We start from the raw sequence: 19,687 nt of genomic DNA, 5'->3' as shown, positions 1-19,687 counted from the left end.
GTGGCGATGGCGCGGTCCTGGGCGATCGAGCTCGCGCCAAGGGGCGTTACCGTCAACGTCGTCGCACCGGCGGCGACCGAGACGCCGATGCTGAAGGACCCCGCGCGCGCCGATGTCGCGCCAAAACTGCCGCCGATCGGCCGCTACATCCGCGCCGAGGAAGTGGCGCATGCGGTGGCATTCCTGCTCTCGCCGGAAGCGGCCGCCATCACCGGACAGCAGCTCGTCATCTGCGGCGGTAGCTCGCTCTAGAGCCGGTTCCGTTGCGATGTAACGGGTTCTCTCAATATGGGTCCTCGCTTGCGGGGACACCCTCTCCCCAACCCTCTCCCGCAAGCGGGAGAGGGAGCGCGCCTCCCTTCTTCACGTGAACCGGTGTCCGCTTCGCTCAAAAAGGCGCTAGATGATCCCACCTTGCCGGAGCGCTGCGATCGCAGCCTTGTCATAGCCGAGCTCGGCCAAAACGACATCAGTGTGCTCGCCAAGCGTCGGCGGGCGGCTCGCGATTGCGCCGGGTGTTTCCGACAGGCGGACCGCGGCGCGGGCGACCGGGGCCTGTTTCGGCAGGCCCGGATAGTCGACGTCCTGCAAGAAGCCGGCGGCGCGGATGTGCGGATGATCCAGCGCCTGTTGCGGGCTCAGCACCGGCCCGGTCGGGATCATCGCCTCGCCCAACGCGTCGACGGCCTCCTGCGTGGTGCGCATCGCGCACCAGCGCGCCATCCGCTCGCTGATGACGGGGCCGTTATTGCCGCGGTTGATATCGTCGGCAAAGCGCGGATCGTTCAGCCAAAGCTCCTCCTCGCCCATCAGCCTTGCCCAGCGCTTGAACAGCGGCTGGCCCGTGACCTGGCACAGCACCCAGCCGTCCTTGGTGCGGTAGATGTCGGCGGGCGCGGCGGTCTGGCCGAGATTGCCTGTCGGCACGCGATTGACGTTGATGACGGCCTGCTCGATCAGCGTGGCATTGGTGAAGGACAAGGCGGTTGCGAGCAGCGCACCCTCGACGATCTGCCCGCGTCCGGACTTGCCGCGCTCGATCAGCGCGGCGAGCGTGCCGAAGGCACAATGCAATGCGGTGCCGAAATCGACCCAGTTCACCGCAGCGCGATAAGGCGGATCGCCCGCGCCAGTCATATAGACCGCGCCCGACATGACCTGGCCGACGCCATCGAAGCCGACCCGGTCGGACCACGGCCCCGGCCCGCCGAACGCCGTCGCCGTGGTCAGGATGATGTCGGGCTTGATCGCCCTCAGCGAGTCGTAGTCGAGCTTCATCGCGCGCAGGGTCTGTGGCGGCAGGTTGGCGACGACGACATCCGCGGTCGCGATGAGGCGGCGCATCACCTCCTGCCCTTCAGCCTTCATCGGGTCGAGCGTGATGCACTTCTTGTTGCGGTTGACCTGGAGGAACAGCGCGCCTTCGCCGTTCTCGCCGACCGGCGCAACGAAGCGATCCTCGCTGCCGTCGCGCTTCTCCACGCGGATGACCTCGGCGCCGAACTCGGCCAGCAAGGTCGCGCAGTAAGGACCTGCGATATAGCGCCCGAAATCGAGGACGCGCACGCCCGCCAAAACTCCTCCCATCGATCCCTTCCCTTATTTTCTTCTATTCCCGCCAGATTACAGGGACTGGCTGCCGCGGCAAGGCGGCGACGGGCATCCTGCCCTGCGCCGAAGATGTGATCGCGAACCCGTTTCGGCTGGCGGAAATTCTGCTTTAGAATGAGCTGCCCGTCCCCCCTGAAGCGAGAAGCGCCCGGCCATGCCGCAACAATTCGACCGATCCGCAGAAGATCTCGGCAACGCGATCCATTTCGAGCACGTCAACATCCAGGTCCCCGACCAGCGCCTCGCCACGCTGTTCTACGTCACCGGGCTCGGGCTCACCCGCGATCCCTATCTGATGGTGTCCGACACCAACATGTGGATCAATGCCGGACGCAGCCAGTTTCACCTGCCCAGCGGCAAGGCGCAGGTGCTGCGCGGCCACACCGGGCTGGTGATCGAGGGCCGCGAGGCGCTGCTGGCGCGCCTGGCATCGGTTGCGAAGAAGCTCGAGGGCACCGCGTTCGCGTTCACCGAGCACAATGATCACATCGAGGCGATCTGTCCGTGGGGCAACCGGATGCGATGCTACGAGCCGGATGCGGCGCGCTTCGGCCGCATCGCGCTCGGCATTCCCTATGTCGAGTTCGACGTGCCCGTGGGCACCGCGAAGGCGATCTGCGCGTTCTATCCCGAGATCATGGGCATGCCCGCGACGATGCGGAATGGCGACGGCACGGTCGCCGCTGTGCAGACTGGCCGCGACCAGCATCTGCTGTTCCGCGAGACCGACCGACCGCAGGGCGGCTATGACGGCCATCATGTGCAGATGTACATCACCGACTTCTCCGGCCCCTACCGCAAGCTGCTGGCGCGCGAGCTGATCTCGCGCGAGGACAACCAGTACCAGTACCGGTTCTGCGACATCGTCGATCTCGACAGCGGCAAGCACCTGTTCACGGTCGAGCACGAGGTGCGCTCGGCGACCCATCCGATGTTCATGCGGCCGATGGTCAACCGCAACCCGACGGTGAACAACCGCAATTATGCCTACGGACACGATCAGACGTCATGGGCGATGGGACTGGATCAATACGAGGGATAGAGGGCGTGCCGTCTGGGCATTCGATGATTCGGGACGCATTTGGAAAAAGCACGACGCTGGCGGGCCGTGCTCTTTGAACGATCGAAAGAGCTGCTATCTTGTCGCAATGCAAATTCAGCATAGGCTTGTGGCCGCGCCGTGCCGGACAGCCCTAGCCCGGAGACATCGCGATGAAGAAGTGCGTCTATTGGGCCGCGGCGGCGGTCTGTCTCGCCGCCTCCAGCTCCGCAGCCGAGGCTCGCTCGGCTTATGACGGCGCCTGGGATCTCATCTTCGTGACCCAGCGCGGTGCATGCGATCAGAGCTACAGTTTCACCGTCAACATCACCGACGGGATCGTGACGCATCCGAACCTGGTCCGGTTCAGGGGCTACGTCGCAAGATCCGGGGCGGTTCGCGCCTCGGTGACCGTACAGGACAAATTTGCCTCGGGCAGCGGCCGGCTTTCGGGTAACGCCGGCCAGGGACGGTGGAGCGGTTATTCCGGGACCGCGCGTTGCTCCGGATATTGGACCGCACGGCGAAACTGATCAGCGGCCCTGCCGAGAGGCTTCGGAGCGGCACAACGCGGCGGACGAGACTTTACAAGTACGACATGGAAAGCCGCTATCCCGGTCGAGAGCCAAGGGGATCAGTTCATGGACACGCCGACCTCCGACACGGACAGTCAGGCCAAGGACGTTCAAGCCAAGGACAATCAAGTCAGGCCTGACGCATTAGGCGACGATCACAAGCCGGGCCCGCGCAGCGCGACGCGCACGCCTGCCATCATCGTCGCCATCGTGGCAGCCGTCGTCGCCGGGCTGTCGATCTTCTATCTGCTGCGGCCGGAGCCGCTGCTGGTCCAGGGCGAGGTCGATGCGACGCGGCTGGACATCGCGGCGCGCGTCGACGGCAGGGTCAAGGAGATCCCGGTCCAGCGCGGCCAGAACGTTGCTGCGCAGGCGGTGCTGGTGCGGATCGACAATCCGGAGACGATCGCCAAGCGCGACCAGATGAAGGCGGCAAAGGCCGTCGCCGACGCCCAGCTCGCCAACATCATGGTTGGAACGCGCGTCGAAACCGTCGCCGCGCGCAAGGCGGAGATGGAGCGGGCGCAAGCGGCGGTGGTGCTGGCGCAGAAGACATTCGACCGCACGCGGACCCTGACCGAGCAGGGCAACGCGCCGCAGGCCCGCCTCGACCAGGTGACCGATGCGCTGCACGAAAGCGAGCGCGCGGTCGATCAGGCCAAATCGGCCTATGAGCAGGCCGTCAACGGCTACACCAAGGAGGAACGGGCGATCGCGACGGCCAATGTCGAGAAGGCCGATGCCGATATCCAGAGCGTCCAGTCCATCATCGACCAGCTCGTGGTCTATGCGCCGGTCGCCTCCCAGATCTACCAGCGCAATGTCGAGCCGGGCGAATATGTGTCGCCGGGCGTGCCGCTGGTCACCCTGATCGACCTCGGCGATGTCTGGGTTCACTTCGACCTGCGCGAGGATCTGGTCAAGAGTCTGAAGGTCGGCGATCGTTTCGACGTCCGCATTCCCGCGCTCGACGACCGCAGCGTCACCGTCGAGGTCAAGCTGATTGCGACCAAGGGCGAATATGCCAGCTGGCGCGCCACGCGCGCCACGGGCGATTTCGATCTGCGCACGTTCTCGATCCGCGCCTATCCCGTGAAGCCGGTGCCTGAGCTGCGGCCCGGGATGAGCGCCTATCTCGACTGGCGGTCGCGGCAATGAAGCTTGCCACAAAGCCCGGATTCTGGCTGGTCGCGCGGCGCGAATGCCGCTGGCTGTTTCATGACCGGGTTGCGCTGCTGCTGATCTTCGGCGTGCCGCTGTTCGCATTCGTGGTGCTGACCACCGTCTTCAGCCATCCTGTCATCCGCGGGCTCGGGGTCACGGTCGTCGACGAGGACAAGTCGGATGCCTCGCGCGCGCTGGTGGAATATGTCGCGGCGTCTCCGAGCCTGAGGATCGTCGACCGTTCCGGAACGCTGTCCACGGCCGTCGAGGACATACGCTCCGGCAAGTCGATTTCGGCGGTCCTTATCCCGGCGGATTTCGAGCGCGACCTGAAGGCGGCGCGCCGCCCGCAGATCGTCGGATTCTACAATCAGCAGTTCTTGACGCCTTCCGGCATCGCATCCTCGGGCCTCAGCGACTCGCTTTCCGCAGCGGCAGCCGTGGCCGCGCCTGCCAGCCGCGCGGCGCCTGCGCCGTCGTCTTTGGGAGCGCTCAAGGCGGAGACCATGGCGCTGGTCAATCCGCAGAAGAACTATGCGCAGTTCCTGCTGCGCGCGCTGCTGCCGACGATCATCCATGTGGTGATCACGCTGGCCGCCGGCTATTCCGTCGGCTCCGAATTCCGTCGCAGGGACGCGCGGGCCTGGCTCGCAAGCGCCGGCGGCGATCCGCTCGTCGCGCTGGCCGGCAAGCTCGCGCCGCTGTTCTGCATCTTCTTCCTGGTCATGCTGGTCGAGCCGCTGTTCCTGGAGGGTGTGCTGGACATCCCCTTCAGGGGCGACCTGCCGTTGATGATCGCGGCGGCCTCGCTGCTGATCATCGCCTATCTGTCGATCGGCGCCCTGCTCCAGCTTCTGGTCGGCGATCTCGCCACCGGGCTCGGGCTCGCGGGTCTCATCGCCTCGCCCGCGTTCGGCTATGCCGGCGTCGGCTTTCCCACCATCGCCATGAATACCTTTGCGCAAGGCTGGAGCGCGATCCTGCCGCTGCGCTGGTACATGGCCGTCCTCTTGGGGCAGGCGGCGCGCGGATTGCCGGTCGCCGATTCCGCTCTTCCCTTCGCCGTGCTTGCAGGCCTTGCTCTGCTCTTTGCCGGCCTCGCATGGCTGCGCATGGCGAACGTCACCCGCAAGGGCTGGTTTTCGACGGCACGACCTGCCGAGCCGTCCGAAACGGAAGAAGTACCCGCGGGCGTCGGCGGTGCCTTCAAGGCCGAGTGGCGGCGAGTGCTGGGAACGCGGAGCGCCTTCACGCTGCTGTTTCTCGCACCCCTCATTTACGGCATCTACTATCCGCAGCCCTATCTGAACCAGATCCTGCGCAAGCTTCCGATCGCGGTCGTCGACAATGATCTCAGCGATCTCAGCCGGCAGATCGTCGAAACGCTGGATGCGAGCGGCGCATTAAGCGTGACGGTTCGCGCCCGAACGCTCGTCGAGGCGCGCTCCGCGATCGATCGCGGGCACGCCTTTGCCGTCGTCGAGATTCCGCCCAACACCGAGCGCGACGTGCTCAAGGGCATCACCGCGCACATCCCGGTCTATGCGGACGCAACCTATCTGTTCATCTTCAGAACGAGCGCCAGCGGGCTGGCCACCGCCATCGGAACGTTGGCGTCAGAGCTCGTTGCGCGCGGCGCGCGCCCGGATGGCAGCCTCGTCAAGGCCAAACTTGCGAGTTCGAGCCCGGCCGATGTCCTGCTACAGCCGATCTTCAACCCGGTAGGCGGCTATGCCAGCTACATCGTTCCGGCGGCGTTCATCCTGATCCTGCAGCAGACCCTTCTCATCGGCGCGGCGATGCTGACCGGCACGGCGCTCGCGGCCGGAGGCGGAGCCTTTGCCGGCGTGCTCGGCCGCGGCATCGCCCATCTGACCGTCTATCTTCCCGCGCTCGCGCTCTATGTCATCGTGCTGCCGCGCATCTACGGCTTCTCGACGCTCGGCCATCTCCCGCAGATCCTCGCGCTCGGGACCGTCTTCCTGCTGGCGACGAGCTTCATGGGACAGGCGGTCGGCGCCTGGTTCACGCGGCCGGAGAATCCGACCATCCTGCTGCTGGCGACCAGCCTGCCGCAATTCTTCATGGCCGGCTTTGCCTGGCCGCGCGAGGCGATCCCGGACGTGGCGCTCGCGTTCGGACGGATTTTCCCGGCGGACTCGGCGATCGACGGCCTCGTGCGCATCAACCAGATGGGCGCCAGCATCTGGGAGGTCGCCCATGACTGGCGCGTGCTGTGGGGTCTGGCGCTCGGCTATTTCTTGCTCGCGGTGATCTCGGCATTTGCCTTCAGGAGAGGACACCGACATGCGCAACCTTAGAGCTGCCGCCTTCCTCGCAACTCCGCTCGCCCTCGTCGCAGCCGCACTGATCTATGCCACGCGTCACTCCGAACTTCCCGCGACCATCGTCGGCATCGTGCGCGCGACCGAGGTCAGGGTGGAGCCGGAGGTGAGCGGTCAGCTCGCCGCGATCGCGGTCGAGAAAGGCGCCCACGTGAAGGCGGGCGACGTGATGGCGCGGCTCTCGGCGGTGGAGCTGACGGCGCAGGCGGACCAGGCACGTGCCGCGCTCGCCTCTGCCGTCGCGAACCGCAACAACGTCTATGCCGGCGTCCGCCGCGAACAGGTCGAATCCCTGAAGGCCGCCATAGCCAAGGCGCGCGCCCGCCTCGACTATGTGGAGGCCCAGCTCACGCGCACCAGCACGCTGGCGCGGCAGAGCTTCGAAACGCAGCAGGCGCTCGACCAGGCCGAGAACGACGTGGCGGCCGCGCGTGCCGGCGTCGCGGAGGCCCAGGCCAATTACGATGCGGCGGTGGCGGGTCCGACCCGCGAGGAGCGCGCCATCGCCGACACGCAGGTGCAGGCCGCAGCGCGCCCCGCCGACGGCACGGTCAGCGTCATCGCGGCGGAGGTCGGCGAGAATGTCCGCGCCGGCCAGCCGATCCTGATGGTCACGGCCGCAGGCCGGCAATGGCTCTCATTCAACGTGCGCGAAGATCATCTCGGCCGGGTCGCGATGGGGACCACGGTGAACGTGGCGCGGACCGGAAGCGACGCCGCGACGCCGGCAGTCGTGACCGAGCTGCGGCCGCTGGGCGTGTTCGCCACCTGGCAGGCCGAACGGGTCATCGGCGATCATGACCGCAACACCCTGCGCCTGCGCCTCGATCCCGCGCGCGAGACGGCTGACCTCGAACCGGGAATGACGGTCTGGATCGCGCAGTGAAGCTGCGCACTTGCGCCCCTGCCAGAGCCTCTCGCGTCATCCTTTCATCGGCTGCACGCCATAGGTCCGATAGGCGTCGCTCTGCAGCTCCTCCTCGCTCCGCTCAGGAAAGAACAAATAGCTCGGCGCGAGGATCGGCGACGCGCGCTCGATGCGGACGGAGATCACGTGGCGGATCGGAAACTTGTCTGCGGTCATCCGAAGCAGTGGCGCGACCAGCTTGGTGAAATCCGGATGATCCGGAGCGATAATCTCGGCTGTGCCCTCCAGCTTTCGGCCTCGCTGAAGGAAGATGTCGATCACACTGACGCACACTGCCGGATTGGCTCTGATGTTCTGCACGCTGCGCGCCGAAGCGATATCGGCAATGACAAGCAAGCCGTCGCCGATCTCTGCAAAAATTTCCTTGGGTGTCACATTGGGCCTGTTGCTGGCGTCAACCGTTGCAAGCCAGCACAAGACCACCTCTTCGGCCTTCGCAAATCTCTTCGTCACGCTCGCCTCTCCGACATGAACCGAATCCCCAAGCAGCGTCACTGCCGACGCTATTCGAACAGCGCTTTGACCACCGTTGGAGTTTCCGTAAGTCCCTCCCATCGCGTCTCCAGCAGCAGACCTGGCGTCGGCCGCACCCGCGACAAGGCTCCGAGCCCCAGGCGATCCCCGGCCCGTAGCCTCACGCCGCGAATGTGCAGATCTCGAACAAGCCAAAGCACCGCGTTGAGGGGGCCTCCCATCATGGCGCTGGCCGATTGGCTGTCGATATGGCGTCCGGTGCTTGAGTCTGTCGTGGTCACGACGAGCGAATTGAGCGCTCGAACAGCTTTCTCCGAACCATCGAAAGCGATAGGCCGGCCCAGGATCGCCGCGCGTGCGCCGACATTGTAGAGCATCAGGATCGGCGCCGTGAGCTTTTGCCCGATGTCAGCGAGAGAATCCCCAAGCTCGATGCTCGGTAAGATGTACGCAATGTGCTTCGCTGCGTCTTCGATCGTCTTCGCGTCGTTGATGGCATCGTCCCTGACCGCAACCATCAATTTCGCCTCGACGATCGGCCGATTGCCGTAGCTGACCGGGACCGCAGCGCTGCTCTCGAAACTGAACATTCCGGCCAAGTATGTGCCGCCCAACGGCTCCTTGATGCCCAGATCTCTCTGTGCCGGCGGCGTTATCGCCGCGACCTTATATCCCAGGGGAGCACCCAACAGCGGCTGAATGAGACTCAGGAATTTGTCTCTGGCGCACAGCGCCTTTTCCATGGACAGGCTCTCATCGATCAATGGAAGAGATCTGCGTTCCAGCCAGCAGCTCGCCACAAGCTGTCCCAATTCCTCGCACGAGGCTCGACCAATCCTTGTGTCTTCTGCCCGCACAGTATTGGCCGCGCTGGCCAATGTCGCACCTGCCATGACGCCACCTCACCTTACCGCAGCGACTGGGAGCCGCTCAGTGCCCGGCTGGTCGGACCGGAACCAAGCCTCCACTTGCGACATACACACCACCAGAAATCAGAAACATCGCGATCCAGTCACCCGTTGCTGGCCATTCGCCGAGGAGCGGGACGGACACGAGGGCCGTCACGGCAGGGCTTAGGGCTGCGAACGCCGAGCCGTTCGATGCGCCAAGAATGCTGACCGCGCGCCCGTAAAGCCAATACGAAACAATCGGCGTGAGAAATCCCTGGACAAGAACTTGCAGAGCGACGTCGCGCCAGGGTGCATTGAGCAGATTGGCACCTGGCATGACGGCGTACACCGGCACGTAAACGACCAATGACCCGACCGCGGCAATAGCGGCGGCGTGGAGCCCGTCCAATCTCGCTTTCCGCATCGCGACGGTATAGCAGGCCCACAGCATGGCCGCGCAGATGAACATGGCATGGCCGATGTTTTGCCGCGATCCGATCGTGCCACCCGCGCCACCGACGATGAGCAGAGCCCCAGTCACGATCAAGGCAAGTCCGATCTGCCTTGAAAGCGTGAATGCCTCGCCAAGCACGACAGCGGCCAAGATCGCAACGAGCAAGGGGATGAGTGCGGTGAATAGCGATGCCGCATGGGCCGCCGGAGCGAACTGCAGGCCTCCATAGGCGACCAGCACCATCGGCGCCCCGCCGCCCAGCACAATCGCCGCCAGCCCCGGTCCCCCCAGCCGGCCGACGGGAACGCCCACCTTCAGTAGATACGGCAGCAAGATCAGTCCAGAGACACCACAACGAATGGCCGTAATGTCAGAGGGGGTGAGGCTCGTTCTGAGCCCAAGCCGCGCGGCCACGATCCAGGATACCCAGATGCACACGGTCGCAAGGCCGTAAATTGCACCACGCAGGTACTCGGAGCTTGATGGCTGCGACAAGGGATGAATTTCTGTGATCTGCGGCAGGGGTCACAATAGCCGGCAAGTGCAAGCCGGTCAATATTTCGGACATATGTCCGATAAACGGACAAAAGCCGAATCCTTGAATTGCTAGGCGGTTTGTCCGATAAGCGGACGATGGGAAGTCGACAATGAAAACGATCAGGACGGCCAAGCGCGCTGGCCCAGCCAAACAGCCGAGCTATTTCATCCAGGGGCTGCAGCGAGGACTCGAGGTGATCCGGGCCTTTGACCGTGATCACCCGTCGCTGACGATCAGCGAGGCTGCGCGGCAAACGGGCTTGAGCCGGGGCACCGTCCAACGCTTCCTCCTCACTTTGAATGATCTTGGCTATGCCAGCTTCGATGGGAAATCATTCACCCTCAGTCCAAAGGTATTGGACCTGGGGTTCGCGTATCTGTCCTCGCAAAATATGTGGGAAACGCTGGAGCCTTTCGTCGAAGAGGTCGTGAACGAGTTGAACGAGTCCTGCACCGTGGGGGTGCTGGATTGGCCTGACGTCATCTACGTGGCGCGGGTCCAGGCTCGACGGGTCGTCAATGCCACTCTCAGTGTCGGATCCCGCATTCCTGCTCACGCTTCCTCTCTGGGACACATCGTCCTCGGAGCTTTGGACCCCGCCGCGCTGGACGAGCTGCTTGGAAAAGCGAAGCTGGCGAAGCGAAGTCCAAACACCATCACCGACCCGGCGCGACTGAAGAAGGCGATCGCGCTTGCGCGTCAACGAGGCTGGGCTTTGGGCGATCAGGAATTCGAGGAGGGCGTGCGCTCGGTCGCCGTTCCCCTGTTTGACCGGAACGGGAAAATCGTTGCCGCGATGAAGGTGGTGGCGCCAACCAGTCGCGCGTCGATCGAAGACCTCCAGCGACGCTTCTTGCCGGTCTTGCAACGTGCCGCGGAGAAGGCCCACGACGTTCTTCGCGTTCGCATGTGAGCCACCTGGCAAGCCGCAAGGCTCATGCGCCGAACGGACTGCCATTTCCAAACGCGCGCGAAAGATCCGGCGGGGAGCAGAGCTGCTTCAATCACATTCTTATAACCGAGCCGGCAATCTTTGCCGGTGACGCCGCCGAGCCGGCAATTTCTTCGCACCGATTAGAGCTCCCCCCTGAGCGCGAGACTGGATACATCGGGAAATCGAAAGAAACAATTTGGCATGCCCGTTGCTTCTCCTTCGCGATCGTCTTAAGGGGCCGAACATGCAAGTCACGGCGGGAGCTTCAATCTTCAGCTACCAGCCTGCTAAAGCAGGCTCATCGACCGCTGCATCGAAGCCCTCGGCTACCGACAATGGGGGACTCTCGCAAGCAAGCGAAGATGGCGCATCGGGCGACAGCAGCGTCGTGCAGGATTTCCTAAACTACGCGAAAATGAATCCTTTCGACCGAATGCGGGCCAGCATTCTGAAGAACATGAATCTCACCGAGGCCGACCTCGCCAAAATGACCCCGGAACAGCAAGCGGCGGTCGAGCAGAAGATCAGGGACGCCATCGAAAAGCAGCTGGAGAAGAAGGGCCAGCAGCCCGGCAGTCTGATCGACCGGTCGGCGTAGCGACCGCAAGTCACCAGTGGAATGTCGCGCCCTTTCCAATCGCGCAGTCGAATGCCGCATCCTTGAGAACAGCGTTATTGACCGCATCCGAGGTCATCGTCCGCGCTTCGATCTTGCCGTTTGAATGCACCCTGAACGAAAGGAACTCCCTGACCGCCCTGTCCGGTCTCATCGTGAAATGGGTCGTTGCGAAAGCGATCGTTCCGTCGGGCTGGATCATGTATCCGTCAAACCGCATGCTCGCCTTGATCGGAGGCCCCGCCGCGTTCGTGCCGTGAACTTGACAGGCCGAGAGGTCGACGAGCATGCAAAATTCCTTCCCCCCGGCAATCGCCTCGCTCAGCGCCGCACACTCCACATTTGGGGTTCGGCCGCGATCGCCTGGTGCGTCCAGAAACCAGATACGAACACCAGAGCGGCGGCGCAATTGCGTAGACAGTAAGACAAGTGTCGCTCCGAGAGATAACGGCTGCGGGCTCCCGTGGTACCGAAGCAGGCATGCGAGGCATTCGCCCCTAGCTGGCGCCGAATTCGAACTTCGCCGCCTCGTGATTGGTGACGACTTCTCGCACCACCAAGGCATGCAGCTTCTGGGTAAAATCCGGATCGAGCCCGCTCTGGGCGGCGAGAGTGCGAAGCCGCTTCAATTGCGCTGCTTCACGTCTGGGATCTCGAGAGACCAGTCCATGTCTGGCCTTGAGCTCTCCGATCGCATGAGTACAGCGAAAGCGTTCTGCAAGCAGGTGCACCATCGCCGCATCGAGATTGTCGACGCTGCGGCGCAGCTTGGCCAGATCGCCGGCGAACTCCTGGTGATCATCCGTCATCGATAGGCACCTCCAGACAGCGTCGCCGCGGACAACCCGCCCTTCTGCAGAATGAAGCCCGCGATCTCATCGACGCCTTGGCCATTCTTCAGATTGGAGAAGATGAAGGGCCGCGTGCCTCGCATCCTCCGTGCATCCGCTTCCATGATCTCCAGATTGGCGCCCACCAGGGGAGCGAGATCGATCTTGTTGATCACCAGCAGGTCGGATCGCATGATCCCCGGCCCTCCCTTGCGCGGGATCTTCTCTCCAGCCGCAACGTCGATCACGTAGACGGTCAGGTCCGCAAGCTCGGGGCTGAAGGTGGCCGCGAGATTGTCACCGCCAGACTCGACGAAGCAAAGCTCCGCGTTCGGAAACTTCAGGTTCATGTCATGGATCGCCGCCAGGTTCATCGAGGCGTCCTCCCGTATGGCCGTATGCGGACAGCCCCCAGTTTCCACCCCCATGATGCGCTCTGCCGCCAGTGCTTGCGCGCGGGTGAGAATGAGCTGATCCTCCTTGGTGTAGATGTCGTTGGTAATCACGTAAATCTCGTAGAAATCGCGCAGGTGCTTGCAGAGCGCTTCGACTAGCGCCGTTTTTCCAGAACCGACCGGACCGCCGATTCCGACGCGTAGCGGCCCGTTGGTTGCAGCAGGTGCGTAGAGAGACCCACTCTCGCGTTCAATCGTCTTCATGACCGAAACAACCTCGTATACTGGAGCTCGTGCGCGATGGACGCGAGCTCAGCCATCACGCCCGCCGAGCCGAGATCATCGACCGTCTCGCGGCTTGCGATTTCACAGCGCGACAGGATCGTGTGCTCGAGCGCCGCGATGGCAAGCTGACCGTCGGTCTGACCGAGAGGCACCAAACGCACGCCCGCGCTCACCAGATTGGCGACGGAGCTGTGCAGGAACGCCGGCAGCGCGATTTCGACGGCAATACGTTCGCGCGCCGCCCGTGCTCCGAGCAGGACGGCCAACACGGGCGGGCATTTCGGGTCGGAGAAAATGTCCAGAATTCGATCCGGCCACACGCTGCGAAGGGTCGTAAGGCACGCAGACGATTGTTGTGCGGATTCGAGCACGAATTCGGACGTGCCGCGCGACGCAGCGGCGAGTTCTGCCAGCTGCGGAAGGACTTCCTCGGCGCCCTCGGCCACGCATCGATAGGCTTCGCTGAAAAAGATCGCCTCGTTTCGGCCGGAGCCATAGCAAAGGTCGGCCTCGAGCCAATCGATCAGGCTGCGCCGATCGGAGACATAGCCGGCCTCCACAGCCCATTCCAGCCCGTGCGAGTAGCTGTAGGCCCCGTTCGGGAACGACGGCGAAAGCCAGCTCTGCAGCCTCAGGAATGCCAGCGCCGTATGTCCATAACTCTGATCTGTCATCGCACCACCATGCCGGCAACGCGTCAGTACATGAAATAGCGCTGCGCCATCGGGACCACATTCACCGGCGGACAAGTGAGAAGCCGTCCGTCGGCCCGCACCTCGTAGGTTTCGGGATCGACCTCCATGTGAGGCAGCGCGTCGTTGAGGATCATGGAATGCTTGCCGATCGATCGCGTGTTCGAGACCGGCAGGAGTTGCTTTGCCAGGCCCAGCTGTCTCGTCGTTTCGAGCGAGGCCTGACTGACGAACGTCACTGAATTTTTGCCGGGAGAACGGCCAAAAGCACCGAACATCGGCCGGTAATATTCCGGCTGAGGCGTCGGTATCGATGCGTTGGGGTCGCCCATGATCGCGGCGACGATCACGCCGGATTTCAGGACCATGTCGGGCTTGATCCCGAAGAACGCCGGGTCCCAGACGACGATGTCCGCGAGCTTTCCGACCTCGACCGAACCAACATAGCGTGACATTCCCTGCACGATGGCTGGATTGATGGTATATTTCGCGACGTAGCGTCGGGCCCTGAAATTGTCGTTCTGTCCGGTCTCCTCCGACAACCGCCCGTACTGCTTCTTCATCTTGTCGGCGGTCTGCCAGGTGCGCGTGATCACCTCGCCGACGCGCCCCATCGCCTGGCTATCCGACGACACGATCGAGAACGCGCCGATATCGTGCAGAATGTCCTCCGCGGCGATCGTCTCCTTTCGGATGCGGCTCTCCGCGAACGCGACATCCTCCGGAATGCGACGATCCAGGTGATGGGTCACCATCAGCATGTCGAGTGCCTCGTCGAGCGTGTTCGCGGTGTAGGGACGCGTCGGATTTGTCGAGGCTGGAATGACGTTCCTCTCGCCGCAGACCTTGATGATATCAGGCGCATGTCCGCCGCCGGCCCCTTCCGTATGAGCCGCATGGATCGTCCTGTCCTTGAACGCCGCGATTGTGCGTTCGACAAATCCGCCTTCGTTCAGGGAATCGGTGTGGATCATGACCTGCACGTCCATGTCGTCGGCGACAGAGAGGCAGCAGTCGATCGATGCGGGCGTTGCGCCCCAGTCTTCGTGCAGCTTCAGGCCACATGCGCCAGCTTCGATCTGCTCGACCAGACCCGCGGGCACGCTCGCATTGCCCTTCCCGAATACGCCGAAATTCATCGGGAACGCGTCCAATGCCTCGAGCATCCGATGGATGTGCCATGGCCCCGGCGTACAGGTCGTCGCCGTCGTCCCTGCGGCAGGTCCGGTGCCACCCCCCATCATCGTTGTCACACCGGAGAAAAGCGCTTCCTCGATCTGCTGGGGACAGATGAAATGGATGTGCGTATCCATTCCGCCGGCGGTGATGATCTTGCCCTCGCCGGCAATGATTTCCGTCCCCGGCCCAATGATGATCGAGACACCTGGCTGAATGTCGGGGTTGCCCGCCTTGCCGATGGCGGCAACGAGCCCGTCCTTGATCGCAATATCGGCCTTGACGATTCCCCAATGATCGAGGATCAGCGCGTTGGTAATGACCGTATCGACCGCACCCTGTGCGCGCGTGAGCTGCGATTGTCCCATGCCGTCGCGGATGACCTTGCCGCCGCCGAACTTGACCTCTTCGCCATAGATCGTCAGGTCCTTCTCGGGCCCAATGAACAGATCGGTGTCTGCAAGACGCACCCTGTCGCCGACCGTGGGGCCGAACATCTGCGCATAGGCTCTGCGGCTCATCGTGTGGGACATGTCTTTCTCACCTTATTCGTTGGAGCCGGACGCATCGGTTCCTGAGTCCAGAGGTCCCATCACGCTGCCGCTGAATCCGTAGATGCGACGCGCTCCGGCGAACGGAATCAATGAAACCTCGCGCGACTGACCTGGCTCGAACCGCACGGCCGTTCCGGCCGGGATATCGAGGCGACATCCGCGAGCGGCGGATCGATCGAACACGAGTGCGGCGTTCACTTCGGCGAAGTGATAATGGCTGCCCACCTGGACGGGCCGGTCGCCGGTGTTGGATACGGCAATCGATAGACCCGTCCTGTCCCCGTTCAGGACGATGTCGCCGTCATTCGAGATGACTTCTCCGGGAATCATGCCACGCCTCCGAGCAGCAGTAGCCCGGCAAGGCCGGCACAGACACCCGCTGCGCGAAGCAAGCCTCTCCTGGCCGCGCTTCTTCCCCAGTGCCCAGCGACCATGCCGATGAGGAGAAGGGCACCGGTCGCTGCTGTAAAGCCGACAGCGTAGGGAACAAGCATCGAGGCCGCTTCAGTTCCGTGTGCGTGACCATGGAAGAATGCGAACAGGCCGACGGCCGCCGCGCCAAGCATGACGGGCATCCTGAACTCGAACGCAACGAACGCTCCCAGCGCCGCCACCGAGAGGCTGATCGCCGCCTCCGCAAAGCCCATCTGAAGCCCCACGCTTGCCGCGGCGAAGCCGCCCAGCATCGCAATCAGAAAGGTCACCGGCCACACGGCTCTCGCAGAGCCGCCCACGAGCGCGCTCCACGTTCCCACCAACGTGATCGCAATCAGATGATCGACGCCGCTGAACGGATGGACGAGGCCGGCGTCGAACGAATGGCCCATGCCCGGGACAGGATGAGCGAAAGCTGGCGAGGCAAGCACGCTCAACACAGCGACGCAAAGCGGGACGATACGCATCATCAGCTCCTATCGGATCGGGTTGTGCACCGGGACAAGCTTGGTCCCGTCAGGAAACGTCGCCTCCACCTGGATCTCGCGAATCATCTCCGGGATGCCCTCCATGACCTGGTCGCGGCAAAGGAGCCGGCCACCTTCGGACATCAGGTCCGCGACCGATCGTCCGTCGCGAGCGCCTTCCATGATGGCATCCGAGATCAATGCGATGCTTTCGGGATAATTCAGCTTGACGCCTCGCGCGAGCCGGCCACGCGCAACGATCGCAGCGAGCGCGATCATCAGCTTGTCTCGTTCCCGTGGCGTCAGATTCAAGGTGCTTCTCCCACTTGGCCGCGCTGCTAACAGGACCACATCTTCGGCACTCCGAAGGGCCCGTATCCGAGTTCATGGTTGAGTTGATCGAGGAAGCGGCGCAGACACCGCCTGAGGTCCACGCTGGCAATCGCGGCTACCCGGATCACGATGATCGCGCCCACCATCGTGACGCCGCACGCGCATTCAAGCGAAGCACCAATCTCCCGCAATCGCTCGAGCCTGGTCTCAAGACCCGGACCGAAGTAGATCATCGTCGCGATCGCCTTCCAGTTCGAAAGCAGAGCCGTCTTCCGAAGCTGCGGGAACACCTGGTCGGACACCAGGAAGCCATCCGCCCATATCAGACGGCCGTCGAGCCTGATGCGCCAGCTGTCCAGGACGTGTCCGCCAAGAACCTCCTCGCCGCTCTCGATGCGGCCAAGAACCAGCCACTCGAGAGCGATCAACTCAGTGCCTGAGCTCACATCGATCTCGGTCCGCCGCGCGATGCGCGCCTGGTTGAAGACGATCGTCTCTTGCGGAAGCCACGCGAGCCGCGCGGCTCCCTCAGCCCGCAACCGGGTCAGGATTCGGGCGGGCCGATCCAGGGCCCGATAGACTTTCTCCGCGGCCTGGGTGGTCACCGCGACCGACGCATTACCTCGAGCGACCACCTCGACCCTGATCTCGTCGCCGCCTGCGACACCCCCCGAGGTGTTGATGAGGATGGCCTCCTTGTGCCGACGATCGTCGACATTCGGGAAGGCAACGGCCATCGGAAACTTCCGATAGACGTCAATGATCTCGGTGCCGCCTGCGGCGCTGGAAAACACCACGCGAGCTTCTCCGACGGCGCGCTGCAGACCGCATTTTTCCGTGACGCCCTGCCCTTCTCCCGGATGGCCGGGATGGGCCGCAAGCGTCCCGCGAGGGCGCTCGTGAACTGCTTCAAACATCCGTCTCGGGGCTCATGATTGATCTTGTGCGTGTCGCATGTCGGCGCGGAGAGGCCCGGGCGCGGAACGGCAATGCCGACCACGCCCGGACCTCGTATCGCGAAACCGGGATCAGAAACCCGCAAGCCCTTGGGGGCTGTTGTACGGGATCTTGACGCTGCCAATCTCCTTCAACGAGCCATCCGGCTGGGTGCTGTAGCTGACCAGCTTGGAGGCATTGCCGTAGATCTGATAGAGATAGGCGCCGTCCGGCGAGATCCAGCTATCGCTGGGACCGCTCGTCACAGTTCCGTTCAATCCCCTCGCGGTGCCGTCGCCGGGGACCTTCGGGCACGCCGGATCGCACGCAATCTCCAGGCCGCTACCATTGATGCGATAGCTGCTGATGTTGCTGTAGCCAAAATTCGTCGCGTAGATCGTGCGATCGTCGGGAGCGATGGCTAGCCAGCACAGCTCGGTCGGCACGCCTGCGCTGGTGTCGATCTTGACGAGCGGGCCGATCTTGATCGAGCCGTTCTTTTCGACGGTGCAGATGGAGCATCCGTCGCCGACGGCATAACCGATCACGAACGTATTCGGACGCTGGTGCAGGAAGGCGATGTAGAACGGCGAGCCGGCCTTCGCGTCGTAGAACCTGGCAGTACCGAGCGAGCCGTCCTTTTGCAGGGCGAACACGGCGAGGCCGTCCGGATCCGGCGCATTGGAAGCGATCGAATGCAGCGCGCCGCCGGCGCGCTGGACCCAAAGAATGGGCGAGCCGTCCGGATACAAGCCCGTAAGCGCAATCGGCTCATCGAAAGTGGTGCCGACGAGCACCAGATCCTCGTTGGGCGAGACCACAACCATCGTGGAGACGCGGTTCCGCTTGCTGTACGTGTTCACCGTGTATCGCTCGGGCCGCGTCTTGAGCATGCCTTCGGCATCGACCGACATCAGCCGAAGATGATCCGGCCCGAACGAGTGCAGCACGAAGAGGGTGCGCGTCGACGGAGCGAAAGCCAGCGATTTGGCCGTGCCGCTCCTTCCATCGACCGGGTTGCCCGTCGACTTCACGTCGAGCAGCGTTGGACGACCATCGCTATCCAGGCGGAAGCTCGAAACGGAATTGTCTCCACCATTGGTTGCAAACATATAGCGCCGATCGGATGTGATGATGACGCTCCCCGCGCCCTCAAAGGAGTTGGGCGCGCTGTCCTGGCCGCTGATCGGCTTGAATTCGCCGGAGCCGGCGCCGCCCGTCTTGATGCGCGCGACCTCGACCAGCTTGCCGTCCGCCTGCCGCGTGTAGTGAATAATGGCATTATCGATTTCGTTGGTCTGGATGTAGAGATGGCCAGTCTGTCCTTTCGACATCCCCATCTCACTCGCCGTCGCTTCTTTAGCCATCTTTCGCTCCTTTGATGATTGGCTTTGGTTAAATCGAATGACTTTCCGTGCTTCCACCGATGCTAATGCTTCAATGGCGGGTAACCATCGACGTAAACCCAATCGGAAGCGCGCGCGGGCACATGGCACGCTAGACATTGGGCCCTGTAATTCGTCGTCGTCGTTTTTGAGCGATCGCCCGCGTCGAACCAGGACCATCCCCAGCCGTCGCCCCACAGCGCGCTCTCCGGATGACTGTTCGCGGTGTCCTTCACCATGACGAACCACCCTTTCAAAGTGTCGGCACGGCTGACGGTACCGGTCGTCATTTCGGAGGTTGCCGCGTTGAACACCTCCTTGATGAGCACTGCACCGTTCGGGAAGCGCTTGTCTCTCCGATAGGCGTCGATCACGCCTGGCGAGGCGTACACGACGTGAACCTCCTTCGAGCCGTGTCCGTCCTCTCCCGCAATCGCCCAGCTTCCGAGAAGCTGATAGGTCGTGCGATAATCGTCGGGCACATGCAGATGCCCGTCGCGGTCGGCTACACTCGCGCCGGGCGAAACGCCATCCGCTGCATTCGCCCGCATCTGCAGCTGCCAGACCGCGGACGTGATCCCGAGGATCACGACGAAGGCGATACAAGCGGCCTTGAGGATTTTCATGCCTA

23 protein-coding genes are annotated in these 19,687 nt (G+C 63.3%); 8 read left to right on the top strand and 15 right to left on the bottom strand.

The genetic code is table 11. The features are described from left to right. Positions 1-6: 6 nt before the first annotated feature. Positions 7-252 carry an SDR family NAD(P)-dependent oxidoreductase gene (locus FOM02_RS34610; RefSeq protein ID WP_265442232.1) on the top strand — a complete coding sequence of 82 codons (246 nt, stop codon included), beginning with the start codon at positions 7-9 and terminating at the stop codon, positions 250-252. Between the two features lie 147 nt (positions 253-399). Here the strand turns inward: FOM02_RS34610 and FOM02_RS34605 are convergent, their stop codons facing one another. Next, positions 400-1,587, bottom strand: a complete 1,188-nt coding sequence (locus tag FOM02_RS34605) for a CaiB/BaiF CoA transferase family protein (RefSeq protein ID WP_027558376.1) — start codon at positions 1,585-1,587, stop codon at positions 400-402. A 178-nt stretch (positions 1,588-1,765) separates the two neighbouring features. Between FOM02_RS34605 and FOM02_RS34600 the strand changes: the two genes are divergently transcribed. From FOM02_RS34600 to FOM02_RS34580, 5 genes are all read left to right on the top strand, one after another. Then, the gene (locus tag FOM02_RS34600) at positions 1,766-2,653 is read left to right on the top strand and encodes a hypothetical protein (RefSeq protein WP_027558375.1); all 888 of its coding nucleotides are present in this window, start codon (positions 1,766-1,768) and stop codon (positions 2,651-2,653) included. A 170-nt stretch (positions 2,654-2,823) separates the two neighbouring features. After that, positions 2,824-3,183 carry a hypothetical protein gene (locus tag FOM02_RS34595; RefSeq protein WP_027558374.1) on the top strand — a complete coding sequence of 120 codons (360 nt, stop codon included), beginning with the start codon at positions 2,824-2,826 and terminating at the stop codon, positions 3,181-3,183. 108 nt (positions 3,184-3,291) lie between these two features. Beyond that, entirely contained in the window at positions 3,292-4,383 is a 1,092-nt protein-coding gene (locus FOM02_RS34590; protein WP_051378017.1) for an HlyD family secretion protein, read from the top strand. Then, positions 4,380-6,710, top strand: coding sequence for an ABC transporter permease (locus FOM02_RS34585; protein ID WP_027558372.1), 2,331 nt, complete (start codon positions 4,380-4,382; stop codon positions 6,708-6,710). The genes FOM02_RS34590 and FOM02_RS34585 overlap by 4 nt, the downstream gene beginning before the upstream one ends. Next, entirely contained in the window at positions 6,697-7,620 is a 924-nt protein-coding gene (locus tag FOM02_RS34580) for an HlyD family secretion protein (RefSeq protein WP_265440655.1), read from the top strand. The genes FOM02_RS34585 and FOM02_RS34580 overlap by 14 nt, the downstream gene beginning before the upstream one ends. 36 nt (positions 7,621-7,656) lie before the next feature. Here FOM02_RS34580 and FOM02_RS34575 read toward each other — a convergent pair whose 3' ends face one another. The 3 genes from FOM02_RS34575 to FOM02_RS34565 all read right to left on the bottom strand — a co-directional run bounded on the left by FOM02_RS34575 (position 7,657) and on the right by FOM02_RS34565 (position 9,975). Beyond that, the gene (locus FOM02_RS34575) at positions 7,657-8,157 is read right to left on the bottom strand and encodes a pyridoxamine 5'-phosphate oxidase family protein (protein ID WP_199820229.1); all 501 of its coding nucleotides are present in this window, start codon (positions 8,155-8,157) and stop codon (positions 7,657-7,659) included. Positions 8,158-8,165: 8 nt separating this feature from the next. Next, positions 8,166-8,879, bottom strand: a complete 714-nt coding sequence (locus FOM02_RS34570; RefSeq protein WP_141262959.1) for a hypothetical protein — start codon at positions 8,877-8,879, stop codon at positions 8,166-8,168. Between the two features lie 187 nt (positions 8,880-9,066). Beyond that, the gene (locus FOM02_RS34565; protein ID WP_084334219.1) at positions 9,067-9,975 is read right to left on the bottom strand and encodes a DMT family transporter; all 909 of its coding nucleotides are present in this window, start codon (positions 9,973-9,975) and stop codon (positions 9,067-9,069) included. 152 nt (positions 9,976-10,127) lie between these two features. Between FOM02_RS34565 and FOM02_RS34560 the strand changes: the two genes are divergently transcribed. Continuing rightward, positions 10,128-10,931, top strand: coding sequence for an IclR family transcriptional regulator domain-containing protein (locus FOM02_RS34560; protein ID WP_035730043.1), 804 nt, complete (start codon positions 10,128-10,130; stop codon positions 10,929-10,931). Between the two features lie 265 nt (positions 10,932-11,196). Next, positions 11,197-11,550 carry a hypothetical protein gene (locus tag FOM02_RS34555; RefSeq protein ID WP_027558366.1) on the top strand — a complete coding sequence of 118 codons (354 nt, stop codon included), beginning with the start codon at positions 11,197-11,199 and terminating at the stop codon, positions 11,548-11,550. 10 nt (positions 11,551-11,560) lie between these two features. Here the strand turns inward: FOM02_RS34555 and FOM02_RS34550 are convergent, their stop codons facing one another. From FOM02_RS34550 to FOM02_RS34500, 11 genes are all read right to left on the bottom strand, one after another. Then, positions 11,561-12,133, bottom strand: coding sequence for a VirK family protein (locus FOM02_RS34550; RefSeq protein ID WP_084334217.1), 573 nt, complete (start codon positions 12,131-12,133; stop codon positions 11,561-11,563). After that, positions 12,066-12,377 carry a chorismate mutase gene (locus tag FOM02_RS34545; RefSeq protein ID WP_027558364.1) on the bottom strand — a complete coding sequence of 104 codons (312 nt, stop codon included), beginning with the start codon at positions 12,375-12,377 and terminating at the stop codon, positions 12,066-12,068. Before FOM02_RS34545 ends, FOM02_RS34550 begins: the two co-directional genes overlap by 68 nt. Then, the gene (gene ureG / locus FOM02_RS34540) at positions 12,374-13,057 is read right to left on the bottom strand and encodes an urease accessory protein UreG (RefSeq protein ID WP_027558363.1); all 684 of its coding nucleotides are present in this window, start codon (positions 13,055-13,057) and stop codon (positions 12,374-12,376) included. Before ureG ends, FOM02_RS34545 begins: the two co-directional genes overlap by 4 nt. After that, positions 13,054-13,752 carry an urease accessory protein UreF gene (locus FOM02_RS34535; RefSeq protein WP_027558362.1) on the bottom strand — a complete coding sequence of 233 codons (699 nt, stop codon included), beginning with the start codon at positions 13,750-13,752 and terminating at the stop codon, positions 13,054-13,056. Before FOM02_RS34535 ends, ureG begins: the two co-directional genes overlap by 4 nt. A 23-nt stretch (positions 13,753-13,775) precedes the next feature. Beyond that, positions 13,776-15,479, bottom strand: coding sequence for an urease subunit alpha (gene ureC / locus FOM02_RS34530; RefSeq protein ID WP_265440654.1), 1,704 nt, complete (start codon positions 15,477-15,479; stop codon positions 13,776-13,778). 12 nt (positions 15,480-15,491) lie between these two features. Continuing rightward, the gene (locus FOM02_RS34525) at positions 15,492-15,830 is read right to left on the bottom strand and encodes an urease subunit beta (RefSeq protein ID WP_027558360.1); all 339 of its coding nucleotides are present in this window, start codon (positions 15,828-15,830) and stop codon (positions 15,492-15,494) included. Continuing rightward, positions 15,827-16,405 carry a HupE/UreJ family protein gene (locus tag FOM02_RS34520; protein ID WP_035730047.1) on the bottom strand — a complete coding sequence of 193 codons (579 nt, stop codon included), beginning with the start codon at positions 16,403-16,405 and terminating at the stop codon, positions 15,827-15,829. The genes FOM02_RS34525 and FOM02_RS34520 overlap by 4 nt, the downstream gene beginning before the upstream one ends. 6 nt (positions 16,406-16,411) lie before the next feature. After that, positions 16,412-16,714, bottom strand: coding sequence for an urease subunit gamma (locus FOM02_RS34515; protein ID WP_027558358.1), 303 nt, complete (start codon positions 16,712-16,714; stop codon positions 16,412-16,414). A 26-nt stretch (positions 16,715-16,740) separates the two neighbouring features. After that, positions 16,741-17,532 (bottom strand): urease accessory protein UreD, encoded by a 792-nt coding sequence (locus FOM02_RS34510; RefSeq protein WP_027558357.1) that lies wholly within the window; start codon positions 17,530-17,532, stop codon positions 16,741-16,743. A gap of 231 nt (positions 17,533-17,763) precedes the next feature. Beyond that, complete coding sequence (locus FOM02_RS34505) at positions 17,764-19,095, bottom strand: beta-propeller fold lactonase family protein (RefSeq protein WP_231164300.1); 1,332 nt, start codon at positions 19,093-19,095, stop codon at positions 17,764-17,766. Between the two features lie 5 nt (positions 19,096-19,100). Next, on the bottom strand, positions 19,101-19,682 hold the full coding sequence (locus FOM02_RS34500) for a cytochrome P460 family protein (protein WP_027558355.1): 582 nt from the start codon (positions 19,680-19,682) through the stop codon (positions 19,101-19,103). Between the last annotated feature and the right edge of the window lie 5 nt (positions 19,683-19,687).

The organism is Bradyrhizobium sp. SEMIA (assembly GCF_014844175.1).
Taxonomy (GTDB): Bacteria; Pseudomonadota; Alphaproteobacteria; order Rhizobiales; family Xanthobacteraceae; genus Bradyrhizobium; species Bradyrhizobium arachidis.
The sequence above is the reverse complement of the archived record's forward strand: the minus strand, read 5'-3'. Positions and strand labels throughout refer to the sequence as shown.

What these genes read in the sequence shown, in the direction of transcription:
- FOM02_RS34550 (WP_084334217.1), bottom strand. Translation starts at nt 12,133, where the DNA reads ATGCCTTGGTGGTGCGAGAAGTCGTCACCAATCACGAGGCGGCGAAGT.
- FOM02_RS34570 (WP_141262959.1), bottom strand. Translation starts at nt 8,879, where the DNA reads ATGGAAAAGGCGCTGTGCGCCAGAGACAAATTCCTGAGTCTCATTCAG.
- FOM02_RS34525 (WP_027558360.1), bottom strand. Translation starts at nt 15,830, where the DNA reads ATGATTCCCGGAGAAGTCATCTCGAATGACGGCGACATCGTCCTGAAC.
- FOM02_RS34610 (WP_265442232.1), top strand. Translation starts at nt 7, where the DNA reads ATGGCGCGGTCCTGGGCGATCGAGCTCGCGCCAAGGGGCGTTACCGTC.
- ureG (WP_027558363.1), bottom strand. Translation starts at nt 13,057, where the DNA reads ATGAAGACGATTGAACGCGAGAGTGGGTCTCTCTACGCACCTGCTGCA.
- FOM02_RS34600 (WP_027558375.1), top strand. Translation starts at nt 1,766, where the DNA reads ATGCCGCAACAATTCGACCGATCCGCAGAAGATCTCGGCAACGCGATC.
- FOM02_RS34560 (WP_035730043.1), top strand. Translation starts at nt 10,128, where the DNA reads ATGAAAACGATCAGGACGGCCAAGCGCGCTGGCCCAGCCAAACAGCCG.
- FOM02_RS34605 (WP_027558376.1), bottom strand. Translation starts at nt 1,587, where the DNA reads ATGGGAGGAGTTTTGGCGGGCGTGCGCGTCCTCGATTTCGGGCGCTAT.
- FOM02_RS34580 (WP_265440655.1), top strand. Translation starts at nt 6,697, where the DNA reads ATGCGCAACCTTAGAGCTGCCGCCTTCCTCGCAACTCCGCTCGCCCTC.
- FOM02_RS34535 (WP_027558362.1), bottom strand. Translation starts at nt 13,752, where the DNA reads ATGACAGATCAGAGTTATGGACATACGGCGCTGGCATTCCTGAGGCTG.
- FOM02_RS34590 (WP_051378017.1), top strand. Translation starts at nt 3,292, where the DNA reads ATGGACACGCCGACCTCCGACACGGACAGTCAGGCCAAGGACGTTCAA.
- FOM02_RS34520 (WP_035730047.1), bottom strand. Translation starts at nt 16,405, where the DNA reads ATGATGCGTATCGTCCCGCTTTGCGTCGCTGTGTTGAGCGTGCTTGCC.
- FOM02_RS34585 (WP_027558372.1), top strand. Translation starts at nt 4,380, where the DNA reads ATGAAGCTTGCCACAAAGCCCGGATTCTGGCTGGTCGCGCGGCGCGAA.
- ureC (WP_265440654.1), bottom strand. Translation starts at nt 15,479, where the DNA reads ATGTCCCACACGATGAGCCGCAGAGCCTATGCGCAGATGTTCGGCCCC.
- FOM02_RS34595 (WP_027558374.1), top strand. Translation starts at nt 2,824, where the DNA reads ATGAAGAAGTGCGTCTATTGGGCCGCGGCGGCGGTCTGTCTCGCCGCC.
- FOM02_RS34545 (WP_027558364.1), bottom strand. Translation starts at nt 12,377, where the DNA reads ATGACGGATGATCACCAGGAGTTCGCCGGCGATCTGGCCAAGCTGCGC.
- FOM02_RS34555 (WP_027558366.1), top strand. Translation starts at nt 11,197, where the DNA reads ATGCAAGTCACGGCGGGAGCTTCAATCTTCAGCTACCAGCCTGCTAAA.
- FOM02_RS34500 (WP_027558355.1), bottom strand. Translation starts at nt 19,682, where the DNA reads ATGAAAATCCTCAAGGCCGCTTGTATCGCCTTCGTCGTGATCCTCGGG.